Here is an 18,865-nt window from a genome sequence, read left to right as displayed (position 1 = left end):
ATCTCAGGAAATAGCCTCTTTCAGCAATTGAAGGATACGCCCATACTTTTCCATCAACGGAGCGTGATTCTTTTTGACAAATTCCACATCATTACTTGCAGAAGCCATCTCCAACGCCTTTGCCGAAGCAGAAAGTTCAGCAAGACCGATCGTCAACGAAGTACTCTTCAAAGCATGTACCGTAATTCTATAGTTCGCCAAATCATTAGCGGCAAACAGTCTTTCCAGATCCGCCATCTTGTTACCATTGCAGAACTCTTCCACCATTTCCAGGTAGAATTCTTCATCGTTCATGCACAGTTCAAGACCCGCCTTGGCATCAATATCCGGCAGGGCATTCAGCTTTTCAAAAGCGGTACTGCCGCCGGCTGCAACATTGGCTTCCACCTTCTGGATTTTCTCTTCCATCTTTTCGGCAGCGACCGGAGCAACAACGGACTCCGCAACCGGTTCCGCAGGTGATTCTGTAACCACCACGGCTTCCTGGGGCAGATACTTCTTCAAAGACGCGATCAAGTCCGCTTCACGAACCGGCTTGGAAAGATAATCGGAGAAACCTTCCTTCAGGTAGAATTCCTTGGCGCCAATCACGGCATTGGCCGTAAGCATGATGATAGGAGTATTCCTGTTCAGGTTATTAGGCAACAGACGCATGAGGCGCATGGTCTCGATACCATCCATCTCGGGCATCATGTGGTCCAGATAAATCATGTCATAACGATTGCGCTGGATCAAGTCCAAAGCAAGCTTTCCGCTATTGACCGTATCCACCTTGATCTTGGTTTCCTTCAGGAGGCCTTCCACCACCTTCAGGTTCATCTTCACGTCGTCCACCACCAGAATATGGCGGCCAGGAGCCATGAACACCTTCTTCTGAGTTTCCGTTCTAGCGATAGATGCACGATACTTTTCCGCGAAGTCACCCATGGGGTCGGTATTCTTCACAATCTGCGGAATCGTGACAGAGAAGACGGAACCCTTGCCATATTCACTGGACGCCTCGATGAAACCATCCATCATTTCCACCAGCTTCTTGGTCAGGTTCAAGCCAAGTCCCGTACCTTCCACCGTACGGTTGCGGTTCTCGTCGATACGCTGGAACATCTGGAACAGCTTGGACAAGTCTTCCCTACGGATACCCATACCGGAGTCACTTACCACGACCTTCAGGTAAACTCGAGAGCCATTTTCACAGACCGTTTCCCCTCCGGCCAGTTCGTAATCCACAGACAGCTTGATAAAGCCCTTCTCCGTATACTTCACCGCATTGGAGAGCAGGTTGTTAATAATCTGGCGCACGCGGACTTCATCACCCCACAGCCCAGACGGCAGGTTGGGATTTACGTCCAGCTTAAAATTCAATTCCTTGTCTTCCGCTCTAGAGGCCACCAAGTTATAGCAGTCATTCAATACGGAGAACAGTTCATAATCCGCAGGCTGCAGTTCCATCTTGCCGGACTCAATCTTGGAAATATCCAGAATAGAGTTGATGATGGAAAGCAGGGTGTGACCTGCGCTATGGATATTCATGGCATATTCTTTCTGGCTGTCGTCCTTGCAGTCCTTCAACAGCATGGCGTTCATACCCAGAATGCCGTTAATGGGCGTACGGATTTCATGGCTCATGTTAGCCAGGAATTCAGACTTGGCACGGCTAGCCACCTTCAAGTCTTCCATGGTCTCGCGGAGTTTCTTCTCCTGATCCATCAGCAGTCGGCTCTGCTTTTCGTACACATAGTTCTGGTACTTAAAGATAGCGCCGAAAATTGCAGACACAATAGCCAGGGACAGAATGACATTTTCCATCCAGAAGCCTTCCGGCATTACGGAAACAAACTCGGGATGGCCATCCAGCAGGAAAATACAGACACAGAGGGCGGTAATTCCCAAGCCGTAAACCACAAAACTCAAGGCGCCACGCAGGGTAATGAAGGCAAAGATCAATCCCAGCACGAACCATAGGATGACTCCACTATGGAGCCCACCCAGTTTGCAGAAAATAATGGGAAAGAAAATCAGGTTTGCAGAACAGGTAACAATGGTACCCGAAAGCTGGGGACGTTTCTTTACGGAGAAGAAAATGCCAAGGCTCACAAAAGCAAGCAAGCCAAGAATCACCGCAGCAGCGCCAATGCCATCGATAATCAACAAGAGGACTGTAATAAGCAGGCCCCCAATGAGAACCGCCCACAGCATCAAGTTCAACATTCGAGTCTGAATGTCAATATCGTCAGCAAAGAAAATTCGGATGAACTTTTTAAACAGAGACTGTTTAGAAGGTTCCATAGTTGCCCTCGTCTCTCATGGAATAATTCTTGTCATCGTCGATCATGTCCAGCATATTGTCCGCGATCTGGGGATCAAACTGCAGGCCCTTGCCCTTCTCGATTTCACCGCGGACCACTTCCTGGGGAAGAGCGCTACGGTAGCTTCGGCGAGAGGTCATGGCGTCATAAGCATCCGCCACTGCAATGATTCGAGCGATTTCAGGAATTTCCGTTCCCTTCAGGCCATCGGGGTAGCCGCGGCCATCGTAACGTTCATGGTGCCAGTGAGCACCAATTTCCATGTTGGGCATTTCGGAAATGTTCTTCAAAATTTCAGCACCAATTCCCGGATGGGTCTTGATGGTATTGTATTCATCATCCGTCAGCTTGCTAGTCTTATTGATGATCGCATCGGGAATACCGATCTTACCAATATCATGAAGCATGGCGATGAAGTAAATCTCTTCCAGTTCCTGGGGAGTCTTGCCCATGCGTCGTCCAAGTTCACGGGAATACTTGGCCACACGAATGGAGTGACCGTTGGTGTACTTGTCCTTAGCATCGATGGTGCTTGCCAAAGTCGTCACCACCTGGAGAGAAAGGTTCGTTACCTTGCGGCGGCTTTCGGAAAGTTCCGCAGTCTGCTTTTCCACTTCATCCTGAAGGGAAGACTGAAGTCTCTTCAGGTCCAGAATGCGGTTCAGGCGATGGAGCACCACGTCCGCGATGAAAGGTTTCTGGATGTAGTCCAGGGCGCCAGCCTTGAACACCTGAATTTCCGTTTCGCGGTCATTGTCTGCCGTAAGGAACACTACCGGCAGGTCTTCGAACTGAGGAATCTTTCTGATTTCAGCAAGGAGTTCATAGCCGTTCATTTCCGGCATATGGAGGTCCAACAGGGCAAGGTGTGGCATAAAGCCGCTAATGGTCGCAAGAGCTTCACTACCGGAGGAGACGCAGGAGATTTCGTAGTGATCGCCCAGCATACGCTTGGCAAAGCGCAGGTTCATGGAGTCATCGTCCACCACCAGGATGCGCTGCTTTTCGCTAGCACGGAGAACCTTGGATATTCGGGAAACCAGTTCCACAGGCAGCACAGGCTTCTGCACGAAATCAGAAGCACCCAGGCGAGTGGCTTCCTGCTTGTAAAATTCCACCATCATCACCGTCAGGAAGATGACCTTCACGTCCTTCAGCTGCTGATCGGCACGAATAGCTTCCAATGTCTCGATGCCGCTCATGCCGGGCATTTCAATATCCAGAAGAACTAGGTCTATTCCACCCTGACGAAGAATTTCCAGGGCCTTTTCCCCAGAATCAGCAGTAACGACCTTATAGCCGTTTTCCTGAACAATCAGTTCAGTCATCTTTAAGGACATGTTGTCATCGTCTACAACCAGGATGGTCTTTCCACCGTTGCTCATTTTCTATTCTCCATACGTTTTACAAGCATAATATAAGTTTTTTGATACATTTCCCTATTTTTACAAACCGGCGAATTCCCCATATTTTCGCCATATTTAGGCGTTTGCCCCCGCCGTCCATAAGTTTTATATTTAGACCATGATGTTTAACGATTCCGAAATTGTAAAACTGCTGAAAAATGCCGAAAACGAGGGCGTTTTCAACAAGGCCGTAGCCGGATTTATCCTCCCCGACGGCACAAAAAAGCTTGTAACCCTGAACACCCCCGAGAATACGGTGTTCGATATCGCAAGCCTTACGAAAGTATGCCCCACGTCCACGCTGGCCCTCCGTTATATCCTGGAGGGGAAACTTTCCGTAGACAGCAAGGTCGTGGACTTCATTCCCGAATTACAGACAAACTATCGTGACGACATCCGCATTTTTCACCTGCTGACTCACAGCCTGGACTATCGCGTTCCCATGAAGACCTTGCGCACGCTACCGCCGGAGGGAATTCTCAACGCGCTGTACACGTACCAGTTTGAAAAAGCCCCCGGGGACGCATTCAATTACGGCAATCCCGCCAGCGTGTTGCTGGGCATGATCCTGGACCGAATTACCGGAATGACACTGCAGGAACAAGGCCGCCAGTATTTTTTTGACCCGCTGGGCATGAACCGCTCCGGCTGGGACCCGCTGACTAGGGACTTCAATAGGATTCCCAAAGAGGAAATCTCCCCGACGGAAATGTGCGCCTTTAGAAATCGCGAAATCCAGGGGGAAATTCACGACGAAAGCGCCTGGGTATTACGCCAGCTATTTCCGGTAGGCAGCGCAGGCATGTTCAGCTGCGTTCCCGACCTGTTGAAGTTCGTCCAGATGATGCTCAATGATGGCGTGTCCAGCGAGGGCATCCGCGTCGCCCCTGCAGGAATCCTGCAGTTGGCCAGCACCAACGCCTTTATGAATCCCGCCTATGGGAGCTGTCCCGCCGGTGCCGCCGGCGACTGCACCGCTCTTGGCTGGGAACTGAACGCCCCGAAATTTATGGGAACAAAAATCTCTCCCCGCACATTTGGAAAGACGGGCTTTACCGGGGCAAGCATCGTCGCCGACCCCGACCGCGGCGCCGCCGTAGTACTGCTCAGCAACTTCACCTACCCCCATCGGGAAGCAAACGCAGACCGCATCCACGCCTTCCGCGCCTTACTAGCAGATACATTCTTCGGGGAAATAGGATAATTCACGAATTCCACTTTGAGGAGGCGCTTCAGCGCCCCTCAAACAAAAAAGAAGCCGCCAAACAAACTTCGTTTGTGAAGGCGGCTTCTTTTTTAGGGGTTCCAAGGGGGTGCAACCCCCTTGCATCATAATAAGAATTAACGGCCAGCGTTCTTCTTCATCATTTCGCGGCGCTGTTCTTCGGCCATGAGGCGAGCCATTTCAAGACGGCTGTCTTCACGTTCCTTGCGCTTGGTTTCTTCCTTACAGTTCACGCACTTGGTAGCAGTAGGCACTGCCATCAGGCGGGGCTTGGGAATGAGTTCACCGCAAACCTTGCAAACACCGAAAGTACCCTTCTTGATACGCTTCAGGGCTTCTTCCAGATACACCAGGTACTTACCTTCACGAGCAGCCAGGGAGAAGTTGGTTTCCAGGGCGTTATAGTCGGTTGCCAGGTCAGCGCTATTGGATTCGCCACCGTCACCAGCCTGCACCTGGCTCTTGAAAGTTTCAGCCTTTTCATTTTCGCTCTGGGCGTTCACCAGTTCGCGGCGCTTTTCGATCAGCATATCTTCGAAAAACTTGAGGTCGGCATCGCTCATCTTCACAGGTTTCTTTTCAGCCATGGTTAACTCCTTTTTAAAGGGGAAAATCGTTCACTTGTACTAATAGAGTGATAAATAACTTTTTTTTTACAAAAAGGACACGTTTCCCGAAAAAAATTCTAGAAAAAGTCTACATTCAGCTTTAAACTGTTCTTTCGGATGTCCTCAAACAAGGCATCGGTGTCCTTCATCAGGGCTTCCATTTCCTTGGCAAGCTTCTCCTGCGGGTCCATCACCAAGCCTATGGTGTTCTTTTCCTCGAACTTCTGCAGGAAAGACCTGGCCCAGTCAGCGGATTTTTCAACACGGTTCAGGAGAACTTCCACACGTTCCACATAACCCTGGAGTAGGTCCACCTTAGGCCCACCCTTATCGATGGCCTTGTTCATGATATCCTTAGCATCCGTCAAGGATTTATCCAAGTCCCCCAGCAGTTTTTCCGCATCTCCCATCCAGGACTTAACGTCTTTCTTGGTCATGCGGACAATCTTCTGTCCCTTGGTAATCACTCGCTGGATCTGCTTGCCGGCATCCCCTTCCGTGACCGCCTCAACGAGGGCCTTCAAGGTATCTCGAATATCCGTCAGGTCGTCAAAAGCTTCCGTCAGGCTCTTGAACACGCCGGAAGTGCCTTCGTCGTAACGGCCCACCAGGGTGTCGCCATCGGAAATAAGCTGATCGCTATCGCCGGACAGGATGCACATTTCACGTTCACCCATCAGGCCGGAGTTAATCAGGCGGAACTCGGAATTCTTGGGAATCTTCACCGTAGAATAGACTCGGGCGGTTACGTACACCGCATCCTCAGTCAGCTGCACCTTGGTAATCTCGCCCGCCTTTATACCGCGAACTTCCACGGGATTTCCGGGAGACAGGGTACCAATTGCCTGGTAGGACACCACAAAGGAATAGCGAGGATGGTAAGGGCTGGACGGATGGAAGAAATACCACGCCCCAGCACAAGAAACCGCCAGTATCGTAAAGATAATGGAGGGAAGTACGTTTTCCTTGACCAGTCGAACAAATCTATTCATAGTAGGACCAATTCTGCGGATCGAAATCTAACAAATCATCCACATACTCGCCCTTGGCCTTAGCCTTAATCTTCTGCATCAGGGCTTCGTTAAAGTCTTCTGCCACGTTCTGGCCGTTCATCTTCATGAGGATATTCATGGCGATGACTTCGGAAATCACGGTCAGGTTCTTGCCCGGCGCCACGGGAATCACAATCTTCGGGATCTTGACACCCATGATTTCTTCGGCGGCACCGTTCAAGCCGGTACGGTCATAGGAACCATCCTGACGCCACTGCTGCAGCTCCACGATAGCTTCAATCTTCTTCTGCTTGCGGATGGCGTGGATACCGAACATGGAGCGGATATCCAGAATGCCTACACCGCGGATTTCCATATGGTGCTTGATCAGGGGATCCGGGCGGCCGATAATGGAACGACCCACGTTACTGATATGGACCACATCGTCAGCGACCATACGGTGGCCGCTTTCCACCAGGTCCAGCACGCATTCGGACTTACCCACGTTGCTGTCGCCAATGTAAAGCATGCCGACGCCATACACGTCCACAAGGCTTCCGTGGATAATGGCATGGGGCGCAAAGAATTCTTCCAGGATTCGCTGGGAGAGCTTGATAAATTCGTAAGTATGGAGGGTGGTAGAAAACAGGGGAATACCCTTGCGTTCACACATTTCCCTCAGTTCTGCATGAGGGTTCTGGGCGTGAGTGACCACCCACATGGGAGCCTTAAACTCCGTAAGGCCTTCAAAGACCTTGACGCGGCCTTCGTGACCGATGGATTCCAGATAGTTCCATTCCGTATGGCCCACTACCTGGATCTGCTGGGAACTGTATACCTTAGTGTAACCCGCCATGGCAAGGCCCGGGCGATGGATACCGCTTTCCGCAATGGGAGCGTCCAAGCTAGAGTCCGAAGAATGGCAGGCCATCTGCAGGTCCTTGCCGTAACGACAAAAAAAGTCCCGCACCAGGAGTCGTTCCCGATGCAGGATCTTAATATCTTTCAGTCTTGATTCAGCCATGGTCTAAAATTATATAATTTCAGGCCAGACAGAACTAAACGACGTCAGAAATCGGCTGTGCACGATGGTCATTCTGCTTTTCGTTGGCCTTCTTCAGCTGAGTCTTGATACGTTCAAGGGTAACATCCACAGCCTTGCCCATATTTTCTTCGTCAGCGGAAGCCACGACCTGAGAACCAGTGATGCTAACAGTAATTTCGCAATGACGCTGATGTTCTACTTCGTGATCGAGGATAACGGAAGCACTGGTGATATTCGGGTAGAACTTAGCGAGTTTGTCCATTTCTTCCTGAATACGATCCTGGAGACCTGCAGATGCGTTAAAGTGGCGAGCAGAAAACTGAATATCCATAGTAAAAACCTCCGTAGAAAAAAGTTATTCTTGCCGGGACTCGCGTCCCACGTTTAGAGTATATACATCTTTTTTCCGGGAAAGAGTACGTTTACATACAAATTTTTCGTCCGCCCGCTATTCCAACTTGGAACAGTCTCGCCAGTGGGCGAAAACCTGCAAAAAAAAGCATTTGAGGAGAAATTACAAACCTTTGAGGTGGCGCTTTTCAGAAATCCTAGTGCAAAAGCGAGATTACAAGCAAATTCGCACTACGGCGACTAGGATGAATTTTGGGATTTTTCCAAATTTGCACTAGTTGCGAGGGTATAATAGTTGGATCGTCACAGAGAACTAGTACGAATTTCACATTTTGGAAGAATTCGCACTAGTCTTTCCGAGGACAAATTACACACAAGCTAAAAATCATAGTGCAAATCCGCGACTTTAAGCAAATTCATACTAGTCCCCCACCGTTCGAGCTCCCTGAGATAGGACGAAAAGCCACCACTAGGCGTTTTCATCCTAGCAAAACAATCAAAAGACCTTGCATTACACAATAAGCTAGTATGAATCAGCAACAACCGGCAAATTCATACTATAAACGCGTCCTGCGGAAGTTAGTCGAACCAACCCCACAACCTTTGAGGAGGCGCTTCAGCGCCCCTCAAACACGAGGGAGCTAGCTGAACAGGCAAAGTCTGTGATAGCGACGTGAGCGAGTGGGGAGTCCAGAGGTAAATGAACACTTAGGGCTTTAGCCCTTAGTGAGAATTATCCACTTTGTGGACGTGCAGTAGCCCCTCTGCATCTCTTGAGGAGGCGCTTCAGCGCCCCTCAAACACGAGGGAGCTAGCTGAACAGGCAAAGCCTGTGATAGCGACGTGAGCGAGTGGGGAGTCCAGAGGGGTGGCAACCCCTCTGCATCTTAATAAAGGGGGTCCAGGGGGACAGAGTCCCCTTGCGTCATCATTGTTTACGTTGGCTTGCAGTCAAAACGTGCAGGACGTTTTCGCGGTACTTGGCCACCGTACGGCGAGCCACCTTCATACCCATTTCCGCTAGCTTGTCAGAAATAGCCTGATCGGAAAGAGGCTTCTTCTTATTTTCCTCTTCGATCATCTTCTTCATGGCGTCAATGACCTGAGCGGAGCCCACCACCTCTTCGGCACCTTCTGCGGAACCATCCGCGCCGGCGGTAGCCTTCTGCTTAATGCCAGAGGTGAAGAAACGCTTCAACTCAAAAATGCCATAGGGCGTATCCACAAACTTGCCGTTGGTCACGCGGTTTACCGTACTCACATCCTTGCCGATCACATCAGCAATGTCCTGCAGCACCATGGGCTTCAGGAACGCCGGTCCCTTGGTAAAGAAATCTTTCTGGCGCTTGAGAATTTCCTTCATGACCAACTCCATGGTGGAGTAGCGATTGTTGATGGCCTTGATGAATTCTTCCGCCTTGGCAACGTGGGCACGAATGTAAGCCTTATCTTCCTTGGAAGCACTCTTGCTATTGGCCAGAGCCTTGTAGGTGGAGTTCACGCGAAGCCTGCTGTTAGAAGAACGTACGGATTTCACATCCAGCTTACCGTTCTTTTCTTCAAGCTTCAAGTCCACAGAAATGGTATGGGCAGGAACGCGAGCTACCTGGAAACCCGGATGGGGACTCAGTCGGGCGAAAGCACGAACAGCTGCCTGTACTTCTTCCGTGGAGACACCTAAGGTCTTTCCAATTTTAGCGTAACGCAAGGCCAGCAGGTCATCGTAACAGCTTTCCAGAATCTTGATTCCCAGCACAGGGAAACCAGGAATACGATTGGCCTGGATCAGGAAACATTCACGCTGGTTGCGAGCGCCAACACCGCTGGGGGAAAATCCGTGAAGCACATGGAATGCCTCGTGAACCGGAAGGGATACAGATTCTTCCGTCAGTTCCAATTCACCACGAATGACTCGTTCAATTTCAACGATAAACTTGTCGGAGGAATTGATACCGCAAACCTTGTCTTCATCGCAGCTGGACAGGAAGCCGTCTTCGTCCACAGAGCTGATGATGTACTTCACCAGCTCGCGGAAGTGTGCCTCGTCGCAGCCGTTTTCCGCCAGGTCTTCAAACAGCTTGCTGGTGCCCTTCCAGATACCCAGCTGATCTTCCAGCTGTTCCTGGAGAGGCTTTCCAAAATCCTTGATGGGACGGTCCCACTCTTCGTCGGGGGATTCCCTCATCATGTTCACTTCGTTAAAGGAAGCGTCGTCTTCGCGGGTTCCATCCCCCAGGCGGTCGCTACCATAATCGTCGAAGTCGCCGCCCATATCCAGGGCACCGCGGTCGGAATCATCCATAGAGTCGCCACCGTCCAAGGAGTCTCCGCGACTTTCATAATCATCGTTGACGTCGTTACCGTCCAGTTCACTTTCGCGAACCTCGCGGTCTTCGTCAGAAACGGATTCATCCACTTCCAGCAAGGGGTTCGTTTCCAGCTCGTCACGGATGGCAGTTTCCAGTTCCATGGAAGTCTTCTGGAGGATAGTGACCCCCAGAATCATGGTAGGCGATAGGGTCTGTTCCAGACCCGTCTTCATTCCGACATTTAAACCGATATCCATACAAACACCTTAATCCAATTTAAAGCTATCGCCCAGATAAATTCGTCTTGCCTCGGGATCGTTGGCCAGATATTCAGAAGAACCTTCCGTCAGCACCTGGCTCTTGTACATAATGTAAGCGCGATCCGTAATGGAAAGAGTTTCACGAACGTTATGGTCCGTAATCAACACACCCATACCCTTGTCGCGAAGTCCCGAAATAATGGACTGGATGTCCGCAACGGCAATAGGGTCAATACCTGCGAAAGGTTCATCCAGCAGGAGGAACGAAGGATCCGAAGCCAGAGCGCGGGCGATTTCCAGACGGCGGCGTTCACCACCGGAGCAACTCATGGACTTGGTCTTTCGAATGTGGGTGATCTTGAATTCTTCCAGCAATTCTTCCAGGCGGGTCTTACGCTGGGCGCGCTTCATGTCCTGAGTTTCAAGAATCGCCATAATGTTCTCTTCCACCGTAAGCTTACGGAAGATGGAAGCTTCCTGAGGGAGATATCCAATACCCAGGCGGGCGCGCTTGTACATAGGCTTGTCCGTCACCTCAATATCATCCAGAAAGATATGGCCGGATTCCGGACGAACCATGCCCACAATCATGTAGAAGGACGTAGTCTTGCCGGCACCGTTAGGGCCGAGAAGTCCAACGATTTCACCTTGGGAGACACGGATGGAAACATCGCTCACCACCTGGCGACCACCATAAACCTTACGCAATTTCTCGGTACGAATGGTACTTACAATGTTTTTCATTTCTTGCTCTCCTGTTCCTGAGCCTTCCGTTCCAAAGCCTTCTTTTCCTTTTGAGCCTTGAACAAGTCTTTCATGGATTTGGACTTTTTCGCAGAAGTATCCCCATTGGCTTTATCGTCCTTAGAGATGGATTCTGTCAAATCCTTCTTCTCGGTCATATCGTTCTTTTTCTTGTTTTCCTTTTCCATGTCCACATAGCGGCCACTGGAAGGAGTAGAAGATCCACCCAACATGCGCAATGTCTTTACAGCATTCTTTCGCGGGTCGAACTTGATGAAGATGGTATCGCCGGCAGCCTCGTTACGCCCTGCCACAGAGCGATCCTTCTTCACGTAATAATAAGTGCTTTGGGCCTTTCCAGAAACAATGGCGTGATGCATCTTGCCCTTTTCAAAGTACATGTCTAGACGATCGCCATTCATGTTGTTGCGGTAGCTTTCAAGGTCCTTCTCGTAGAAGAATCCGCGGGCATTCAAGTTCACGTATAGGCGTTCAATCTTGTTGCCGTCAAACTGGGCATACAGCGTGTCGCCAAAAGCTTCCGTCACGCTGCCAGGATTTCCCTTCTTGGCATCTTCCTGCTGGAGGCCGTGGGCATTGCGAATCACCAGAGCGCTCTTCAAGGTCTTCCCCGTAGAATCCAGGGTCAGGAAAATGGAGTCTCCCGTCAGGTTATAATTTTTCAATTCGCATTTGGGGTGCCCCTTCATGGACATCCAGTTATTCTTGCGATCGAAATAGCCCGTATCGCAAGTCACCACCATGTCTTCCTGCGTCACCTTCACGTTGTTAAACGCTTCCGCAAAATCGTCCTTCTTGTTGTAGTTCATGCGGTCGGCATACACCGTCACGGAGTCGTGATGAATCACCACATGTCCCACCCCGCGGGCATAATCCGCCTTACGGTCGTAAGTCATTTCGTCTGCCTTGATGGACACGTCCTTATGGGTGATGGACGCATCCCCATGAGCTTCCGCAAAGGAATCCTTCTTGTTGTAGACAATACGCCTTGCTATTACCGTCACCGTATCTACGGTGGTTTCCGTCTTGCCGTTTTTGACAGAGTCCTTCTTGTCGTAGTAATACAGCCTGGGCTTATCCGGCATGGTCAGGACTTCGTTTTCCTTATCGTAAACCACATACTCGCCGGTAGCGTAATAAGTGCGGGCGGAATCCCCGGCGTGAACATCTCCCGTAGCGGAGGCAACGCCCTTCTTTTTCTGGTAGACGCCCTGGTTAGCATCAATCCAACCCGACGGATGGGTAAACAGGAAACCGCCTTCGCAGGAAACCACTTCGCCGTCCTTGTTCCAGGTGGCGCGTTGGGTCTTGACGTTTACGCTATCGTGAATAAAATGAACTCGGCCCTGCAGCAGGAGGGAACCGCGCTTGCGGGCCACCGCAAGGCTATCCGCATGCTTCATGATTAAAGGAGACTTCTGTGCAAGTGCCTCTCCAGAAAGCACAAGCAGGCTCGTCAAAAATACTAGCAGAAAGTTCCTGAGGAATAAACCATTCATCAGTTGCCCTCCGCTTTCTTTGCAGGAGGTCGATTGCCCGCGCGACGCAAATTATGGAACGGCTGATGAGACGGTGCATTGTCCGCCTGAACATCCTTTTTCGGCTCTTCCTTGGACGATTCACTAGAGGAAGGCGCCGGCTTGGGAGCAGGCTTCGGCGGTGACTGCGCAGCCCGATTGCGATTCTCGATTTCTTCCGCTTCCTTCTGGTCTTCGTCCTTCAGGCGCTTGGCCGCATCCTGAAAAATACCCGTGACGTTGGAAAGAATGCGCCAGTTGTCCAACTGGGCGTCGCTAATGAAACCCTTACCCTGAAGCACGTCGCCATCTTCGCTGACCACGCGAACGTAACTATCCGTACGGACGTGATTATCCTTCTTGTCCCAGATCAAGGAGTCGGAGCGTACAGATGCGCCCTTGGGAGTCAAGGCATACACATGGCCATAAGCGTGGACGTAGGTAAACTTCATATCCATCCGGCCGGAATCCGCACGCAAAAATGCCGTACGTTCCCCCAGGGAATCGTAAATATCCACCAGCACCGGGCGAACAAACACCAGGTCCTTGTTGCCCCAGCGTTCCAGGTAGGCCGTCTTCAATTTCCAGGCAAGAACACCCTTGTCGTAGCTATCCATCAAGGTGGTGTCCGTGAAAAGCATATCAGGGCGCTCAACCTGAATCCAAGGTTTTTCCTCTTCAATTTCTTCGCAGCCCGTAAGGCAAGCCAGTAACCCTAGGAAAAGGCACAGAAAAACACCGCCCGAAACCCAGGCGTTCAAGCGCATTTCATTTCTACGCAAAATCCGTGCCACATTTCAAATTTACAAATATTTATGGCCGGTAGGTATAGGAATTTAATCCTTGAGGCACCGCACTACCAATTTTCTAGTGCATTCAGAAATTCATCTTTCGTATATGCGCCCTCAACCATACGAGTTTTATACACCAGGCAATAACGATATTCATTACCAGCCTTTTCCGCCCATTTTTTCCCTAATTTAATTTTCTTTTCGGCATCCAGATGGTCGCCCTTGGTTTCTAACAAAATGACCTTGCCATTTTTTGTTTTGATGATAAAGTCCGGATAGTGATTGATAAAGCCATTGATGCAGAAATCCTTCTTTTCGCGATTGCGTGTCCAGAATTCCACGTTCTCCATATTGGCGACAACGTTGATTACTTCTTCCTCAAAACCATTGACATTTTCTTCGGCTTCGTGAAGTGTTTTCGGGAGCGGCTTTCCGACAGCGGAAAGATTTAATTTTTCTGGAATTTCGTAAGTCGGTTTCAATTCTATTTTATCTTGATCCAAGGACTTGTCAAATTCGCTTTCGATATACTTTGCCGAAAGCTCATTGATTTTTTGCTTAATCTTATCAGCGTAAAGCGCCTGTGAATTCATCATATTGTTCAAGTCTGCATCCGAGAAATTCTGCAAAACCCGGTTTATGTATTCAATAATATCCGGGTCAGGAATGGGATACATATTGCCAATCCAACCGCGAAGATTTTTTGCACACAGTTCTCTTTTCTTGTTTAGGTCATTTACATTCGTAAGCCACTGGACAATTTCATTTTGCCTTTGCTTATCTACATTGAAAATTGTGGGAGTGAAATCCTTCTGCGCTTCATCCAAGTCGATACGACGGATGTCCAATTCGACATTTTGAAAATCAATGTTCGTGTCCGCATTTTTTAGGGGAAACTTTTTCAGGAGCATGTCCTTTTCAAAAGGTTCCGAGTTCAAGTTGAACAAATCATTTTGCAGAGCGTGTCTGTAATAGAACTGCGGCAGTCTGAGATTTGCTACGGATTCCTTGAAGATTCCCTTCACGTCGTATGTTTTCACTTGCTTGCTCACCTCACTAGGCATTAACGGAGATTTTGCGTTTGCCACAACTTGATTTTCCAATTTCTGGTTTTCGGCAATGGCCTGCTTTGTGATTTCTGCGATTACGGAATTTTGCTCTGCAACATTGTCGATATATGCATGGCCTGCGGATTTTTCCACAACGTTTCCGCCAAGCACGGGAACCGGCTTCCAGAAAATTTTTGAAATATCAAAATCTTCAGGCTTATTAACGTCAGCAAACAACGGCGGTTCAGTCGCACCAGAATTTTCCGGTTCCTCAATTTCAACTTGGCGATAGTCCCTGCTACTAAACCCAGCACGGTTCAAGCCCTTCACGATGCTATCCAGAGTTTCGCCGAATTTTGCAGAGGCGGTAAACACATAGCTCATGTTAAGCATTGCATTTTCATTTTTGCAAACATTGGGCAATCGCAAAACCCTGCCCAAAATTTGTTCCACGTCCACGCTGGAACTGCGATCCGCAAGACTCGCTAGAATATAAGCGAATGGACAGTCCCAACCTTCTTTCAACGCGTTTACCGTAATGATATAACGTACCGGGCAATCGGCAGACATCAAATCCACATTCTGCAATTCATTCTTGTCGGCAGTCTTTATCTTAATCTGTTCTTCTGGAATTTTCAATTCCAAAAGCATGGACTTTATTTTTTCAAAAGTGGCGTTGTCATTTTTTATTTTAGGTTCTGCCTGAAAAAGTACAATGGGGCGGATGTAGGGAGCACCGTTTTTACGTGCAGCCTCCGCAACCGTTTCTAGGCGCATGCGAAGTTCTAGAGCGGAACTTATCACATCCTCTTTTTTGCGATGGTTATAGACAATCACCGGCAACTTCACCATGTTCTCTTTCTTGAGTTCAAGTGCAGAAGTAAAACTGATGATATTGCTGTTCTCGCGAGGCGTTGCAGTCAAATCCAGAATAAAACTGGGATTCAGATTTTTCAGCATTTCAACACTGAGTTCGCTTTCCGCATTGTGGCTTTCGTCAACAATTACAACAGGATTTAACGAACGCAAAACAGACATTACGGAAATTTCATCTTCTTCAACACGACCCGCAAAAGATTGCAGGTTTCCATTTTCATCATTGACTTTACGGTCTTCCGCTTTTCTTGCGCGGAGGCTGTCAAAGCCTAGAATGCAAAGCGTCAAGTTTTCATGAACAGAAGTGCAATTAAAGCCCGCACCCTGCAATAGCATCTTCTTGTCAAAGACCTCCACCTTGTTACCAAAATCCGTATTCAACTGTTCGCGGTACGGATGCCTTGGATTGCTGAAATTGCGGATGGTCTGTTCCAAAATCGAATTGGATGGCACAAGCCACACCACGGTTTTTGGGCGAGATGCGTCAAATGCGCTGAAAATCGTATTCAATGCATTGGCCGCAATAAATGTTTTTCCCCCTGCAGTCGGAACCTTGATGCAAACATGAGGAACGCCGGGAACATTGTTCTTGTACGGTTCCACGGATTCGCCAAGTATAGGCGTAATTGCAGTGCGGGGATGGGTCTGCCAAAAATCGTTGAAGGCGACAGCGGTATTCCCTTTTTCTTTTAAAATTTCAAGATAGCGAGCAAGGTCATCTATAATCTGTTTCTGGTACGGTTTTAAAAGCATTAGAATTTCCTCACATCTCTTGGAATTTTCTTAAACACGATGTTATTCTTGAAAAGAAAATCTTTGGGCAATACGCAGTTGTCGGCGTAAATCACATAGCGTTCCGCCTTTTGACTGATGGTTCCAAGGAATTCGAAATCAAGAGTCGTGACTTCAGACTTTTTATAGAAAAGGTAGTAGGCGGCATTGTCGTGATTGCCCAAGAAGAAGTCGTTTCCGTTCTTTGAAACTTCAGAGGAGTCGATGACGGAATTGGTTTCTGTATAGTAGATGTAGTTGCGGATGTTTTCTAAAGGCTGTTCTTCGTTCAAGGAACCGTCCAGCAACATTTCGGCGCCGAGTTCGTAATAGTTGAAATCGCCACCAGTTCCCTCCACAGCATTCTTGCCTTCTCCGTAACCATTGATGACGCGACGGACTCTTTCTGCAGTGATGTTGTTCGCATAGTCTTCCATTTCTACAAGGATGAACTTACGGTTTCCACCATCTTGTTTGTTCAGGTTGAGGACTGCGTGGGCTGTTGTGCCGGAACCAGCGAAGGAGTCAAGGATGATGGAGTTGGAATCAGAATATAATTCAAAACAACGCTTTACTAAATCAACAGATTTAGGATAATCAAATACAGATTTTCCGTCAAACAAATCCTTTAATTTTTTTGTAGCGTCTTGAGAATGTCCAACCTCGGTGTATTTCCAGATAGTCATGGGCGTAATTCCCTGCTTTACTTCAGAAAGGAATTTTTTTACGGCGGGGACGCTATTACCTTCTGGACCGAACCAAATTCTATTATCGGCAATCATTTCTGCAAAACGCTCTTTTGTATACAACCAACATCTACCTTTTGATGGCAAAACTTTTCTCCCCGAAGGTAATTCTATTTCATAGATTTTTTCGTTGATTGCGGGACCGACCGAACAATCGCTAGCTTTCCAAACGCCTCTTGGATCATTATCTGGATTAATGTAACGACTGTTTGCGTCACTTGTTCTTGGCAACCCATTGCAAATGAGAGTGTCAATTTTTTTTGCATAACAGATGATGTAATCATGGCTTTCTGAAAAATGTTTTTTCAAATTGACTGGCGCATAGGCTCTTTCCCATATCACCTGCGCAACAAAATTCCCTGCCCCAAAAATTTCATCGCACATCAGTTTCAGATTTGCCTGCTCGTTATCGTCGATGCTGATAAAAATTGCGCCATCTTCCCGAAGCAGTTTGTGCAACAATTTCAATCGCGGGTACATCATGCACAGCCACTTGTCGTGTCGGGTTAAATCCTCGGCTTCTTTCCCCACAACCTGCCCCAGCCATTTACGGATTTTCGGACTGTTCACATTGTCATTGTACACCCAGTTTTCGTTGCCCGTATTGTACGGCGGATCAATATAGATGCATTTCACCTTGCCTTCGTATTCTGGCATCAAGGCTTTGAGGGCTTCAAGGTTGTCGCCATGAATAATCTTGTTTTCAGAAGCGCCTTTTTCGCAGTTGAAGGAATCCTTCAGTTCCAGGGTCTTGTATGGAACATCCAGGTGATGATTTAGAACAGCATCTTTTCCGAGCCAGTGTAAGGAGGGCAAGGGAACCTCGGGGCAAAAGTGAAACCTGGGCTTTGCTCCGAAATTGAAAGACCTTGAATCCGTTTTTTTTGTTGATACAAAAAAGGTGTGGAATCGCAAGCCTTTTGCAATCGAGGTTCTGGAAAACCCATGCGCGAAAAAGACAAAACGACCCACACCCGATGGGGTGTGAGCGTCCGTCCATAATTCTCACGCATTAAAAATTTTCCAGATTTCGATTGCGAGATTAAGGACAAATACCCTAAAATCAAACGCCCGGCATTTCTGCCAAGCTATGTCAAGGAGAATATAGTTAAACGTTTTTCTTTCCTTTGTTGCCATTGTCAAATAATGTTATTATATTTAGGTAAAGAAAGTAAGGAAAGTAAAGAATTATGGAAACAGCAAAAGTATCTTCAAAAGGACAAGTAACCATTCCCATCGAAATCCGCAAAAAACTGGGCCTTCAAGAAGGCTCCCATGTGGCTTTTGTTGAGCAAGGCAACCTGATTGTTCTTGTGAATTCATCAATGCTGGCTCTGCGTCAAGCCCAGTCTGAATTTTCCGGCATGGCAATGGCCGCCGACATAAAGTGCGAATACGATGTCACAAAGATGATCAAGGATGAACGGGATTAGTATTGCGAGTAATGCTCGATACCAACGTCTTGCTTTCCGCGCTTTTATTCCCCGGGCAGAAATTTGACTTGCTTCTTGAAAATGTTTTCTCTTTTCATGAACTTTTGATTTCAAATTTTCTGCTTGATGAATTGCGTAAAGTCGTCAAGAAAAAGTTTTCGACAAAGACGGAAGCTTTAGAAAGATTCATCTCGGCTATATCTTTCGAATTTGTAATCATCCCGGAAAAATTCAAACAAGTGGTACCAATCCGAGATCCAAATGACTATCCGGTGCTTCTGAGCGCGTTTACTGGGAATATTGATGTCCTTGTCACAGGCGACAAGGATTTTATGGACCTGAATCTTCCAAGGCCCGAGATTCTGACACCGGCGGCGTACATAGAAAAATATGTAGCAAAATAAGGTGAGCTGGC

The 18,865-nt window shown here is 48.4% G+C and carries 15 protein-coding genes; 3 read left to right on the top strand and 12 right to left on the bottom strand.

Features of this window, described 5'->3' with window-relative positions:
• Positions 1–3 precede the first annotated feature (3 nt).
• Both BUB59_RS06870 and BUB59_RS06865 read right to left on the bottom strand, forming a co-directional pair.
• Positions 4–2,286 carry a hybrid sensor histidine kinase/response regulator gene (locus BUB59_RS06870; RefSeq protein ID WP_073227564.1) on the bottom strand — a complete coding sequence of 761 codons (2,283 nt, stop codon included), beginning with the start codon at positions 2,284–2,286 and terminating at the stop codon, positions 4–6.
• Entirely contained in the window at positions 2,273–3,691 is a 1,419-nt protein-coding gene (locus BUB59_RS06865) for a response regulator (RefSeq protein ID WP_083540215.1), read from the bottom strand. The genes BUB59_RS06870 and BUB59_RS06865 overlap by 14 nt, the downstream gene beginning before the upstream one ends.
• 139 nt (positions 3,692–3,830) lie before the next feature.
• Between BUB59_RS06865 and BUB59_RS06855 the strand changes: the two genes are divergently transcribed.
• Entirely contained in the window at positions 3,831–4,916 is a 1,086-nt protein-coding gene (locus BUB59_RS06855) for a serine hydrolase domain-containing protein (protein ID WP_234979980.1), read from the top strand.
• Positions 4,917–5,053: 137 nt separating this feature from the next.
• Here the strand turns inward: BUB59_RS06855 and BUB59_RS06850 are convergent, their stop codons facing one another.
• From BUB59_RS06850 to BUB59_RS06805, 10 genes are all read right to left on the bottom strand, one after another.
• Complete coding sequence (locus BUB59_RS06850; protein ID WP_073227558.1) at positions 5,054–5,524, bottom strand: TraR/DksA family transcriptional regulator; 471 nt, start codon at positions 5,522–5,524, stop codon at positions 5,054–5,056.
• 98 nt (positions 5,525–5,622) lie between these two features.
• Positions 5,623–6,537 carry an MlaD family protein gene (locus tag BUB59_RS06845; protein WP_073227555.1) on the bottom strand — a complete coding sequence of 305 codons (915 nt, stop codon included), beginning with the start codon at positions 6,535–6,537 and terminating at the stop codon, positions 5,623–5,625.
• Complete coding sequence (gene hprK, locus BUB59_RS06840; RefSeq protein WP_073227550.1) at positions 6,530–7,561, bottom strand: HPr(Ser) kinase/phosphatase; 1,032 nt, start codon at positions 7,559–7,561, stop codon at positions 6,530–6,532. The genes BUB59_RS06845 and hprK overlap by 8 nt, the downstream gene beginning before the upstream one ends.
• Positions 7,562–7,595: 34 nt before the next feature.
• On the bottom strand, positions 7,596–7,913 hold the full coding sequence (gene hpf / locus BUB59_RS06835; protein ID WP_073227547.1) for a ribosome hibernation-promoting factor, HPF/YfiA family: 318 nt from the start codon (positions 7,911–7,913) through the stop codon (positions 7,596–7,598).
• A gap of 948 nt (positions 7,914–8,861) precedes the next feature.
• A complete protein-coding gene (gene rpoN / locus BUB59_RS06830; RefSeq protein WP_073227544.1) occupies positions 8,862–10,499 on the bottom strand; it encodes an RNA polymerase factor sigma-54 in 1,638 nt (545 codons plus the stop codon).
• Positions 10,500–10,508: 9 nt separating this feature from the next.
• A complete protein-coding gene (gene lptB, locus BUB59_RS06825; RefSeq protein WP_073227540.1) occupies positions 10,509–11,246 on the bottom strand; it encodes an LPS export ABC transporter ATP-binding protein in 738 nt (245 codons plus the stop codon).
• On the bottom strand, positions 11,243–12,766 hold the full coding sequence (locus tag BUB59_RS06820) for an LptA/OstA family protein (RefSeq protein ID WP_073227537.1): 1,524 nt from the start codon (positions 12,764–12,766) through the stop codon (positions 11,243–11,245). Before BUB59_RS06820 ends, lptB begins: the two co-directional genes overlap by 4 nt.
• Complete coding sequence (gene lptC / locus BUB59_RS06815) at positions 12,766–13,578, bottom strand: LPS export ABC transporter periplasmic protein LptC (RefSeq protein WP_234979979.1); 813 nt, start codon at positions 13,576–13,578, stop codon at positions 12,766–12,768. The genes BUB59_RS06820 and lptC overlap by 1 nt, the downstream gene beginning before the upstream one ends.
• A gap of 62 nt (positions 13,579–13,640) precedes the next feature.
• On the bottom strand, positions 13,641–16,253 hold the full coding sequence (locus BUB59_RS06810) for a DEAD/DEAH box helicase (RefSeq protein ID WP_073227534.1): 2,613 nt from the start codon (positions 16,251–16,253) through the stop codon (positions 13,641–13,643).
• Positions 16,253–17,833, bottom strand: coding sequence for a site-specific DNA-methyltransferase (locus BUB59_RS06805; RefSeq protein ID WP_073227531.1), 1,581 nt, complete (start codon positions 17,831–17,833; stop codon positions 16,253–16,255). The genes BUB59_RS06810 and BUB59_RS06805 overlap by 1 nt, the downstream gene beginning before the upstream one ends.
• A gap of 374 nt (positions 17,834–18,207) precedes the next feature.
• Between BUB59_RS06805 and BUB59_RS06800 the strand changes: the two genes are divergently transcribed.
• Complete coding sequence (locus BUB59_RS06800; protein WP_073157877.1) at positions 18,208–18,450, top strand: AbrB/MazE/SpoVT family DNA-binding domain-containing protein; 243 nt, start codon at positions 18,208–18,210, stop codon at positions 18,448–18,450.
• A gap of 11 nt (positions 18,451–18,461) precedes the next feature.
• Entirely contained in the window at positions 18,462–18,854 is a 393-nt protein-coding gene (locus tag BUB59_RS06795; protein ID WP_083540213.1) for a putative toxin-antitoxin system toxin component, PIN family, read from the top strand.
• Positions 18,855–18,865: the final 11 nt, after the last annotated feature.

The sequence above is a fragment of the Fibrobacter sp. UWEL genome, from assembly GCF_900142535.1.
GTDB lineage: Bacteria > Fibrobacterota > Fibrobacteria > Fibrobacterales > Fibrobacteraceae > Fibrobacter.
The sequence above is the reverse complement of the archived record's forward strand: the minus strand, read 5'-3'. Positions and strand labels throughout refer to the sequence as shown.

What these genes read in the sequence shown, in the direction of transcription:
- BUB59_RS06810 (WP_073227534.1), bottom strand. Translation starts at nt 16,253, where the DNA reads ATGCTTTTAAAACCGTACCAGAAACAGATTATAGATGACCTTGCTCGC.
- BUB59_RS06820 (WP_073227537.1), bottom strand. Translation starts at nt 12,766, where the DNA reads ATGAATGGTTTATTCCTCAGGAACTTTCTGCTAGTATTTTTGACGAGC.
- BUB59_RS06845 (WP_073227555.1), bottom strand. Translation starts at nt 6,537, where the DNA reads ATGAATAGATTTGTTCGACTGGTCAAGGAAAACGTACTTCCCTCCATT.
- BUB59_RS06855 (WP_234979980.1), top strand. Translation starts at nt 3,831, where the DNA reads ATGATGTTTAACGATTCCGAAATTGTAAAACTGCTGAAAAATGCCGAA.
- hpf (WP_073227547.1), bottom strand. Translation starts at nt 7,913, where the DNA reads ATGGATATTCAGTTTTCTGCTCGCCACTTTAACGCATCTGCAGGTCTC.
- hprK (WP_073227550.1), bottom strand. Translation starts at nt 7,561, where the DNA reads ATGGCTGAATCAAGACTGAAAGATATTAAGATCCTGCATCGGGAACGA.
- BUB59_RS06870 (WP_073227564.1), bottom strand. Translation starts at nt 2,286, where the DNA reads ATGGAACCTTCTAAACAGTCTCTGTTTAAAAAGTTCATCCGAATTTTC.
- BUB59_RS06865 (WP_083540215.1), bottom strand. Translation starts at nt 3,691, where the DNA reads ATGAGCAACGGTGGAAAGACCATCCTGGTTGTAGACGATGACAACATG.
- BUB59_RS06850 (WP_073227558.1), bottom strand. Translation starts at nt 5,524, where the DNA reads ATGGCTGAAAAGAAACCTGTGAAGATGAGCGATGCCGACCTCAAGTTT.
- rpoN (WP_073227544.1), bottom strand. Translation starts at nt 10,499, where the DNA reads ATGGATATCGGTTTAAATGTCGGAATGAAGACGGGTCTGGAACAGACC.
- BUB59_RS06795 (WP_083540213.1), top strand. Translation starts at nt 18,462, where the DNA reads ATGCTCGATACCAACGTCTTGCTTTCCGCGCTTTTATTCCCCGGGCAG.
- BUB59_RS06800 (WP_073157877.1), top strand. Translation starts at nt 18,208, where the DNA reads ATGGAAACAGCAAAAGTATCTTCAAAAGGACAAGTAACCATTCCCATC.
- lptB (WP_073227540.1), bottom strand. Translation starts at nt 11,246, where the DNA reads ATGAAAAACATTGTAAGTACCATTCGTACCGAGAAATTGCGTAAGGTT.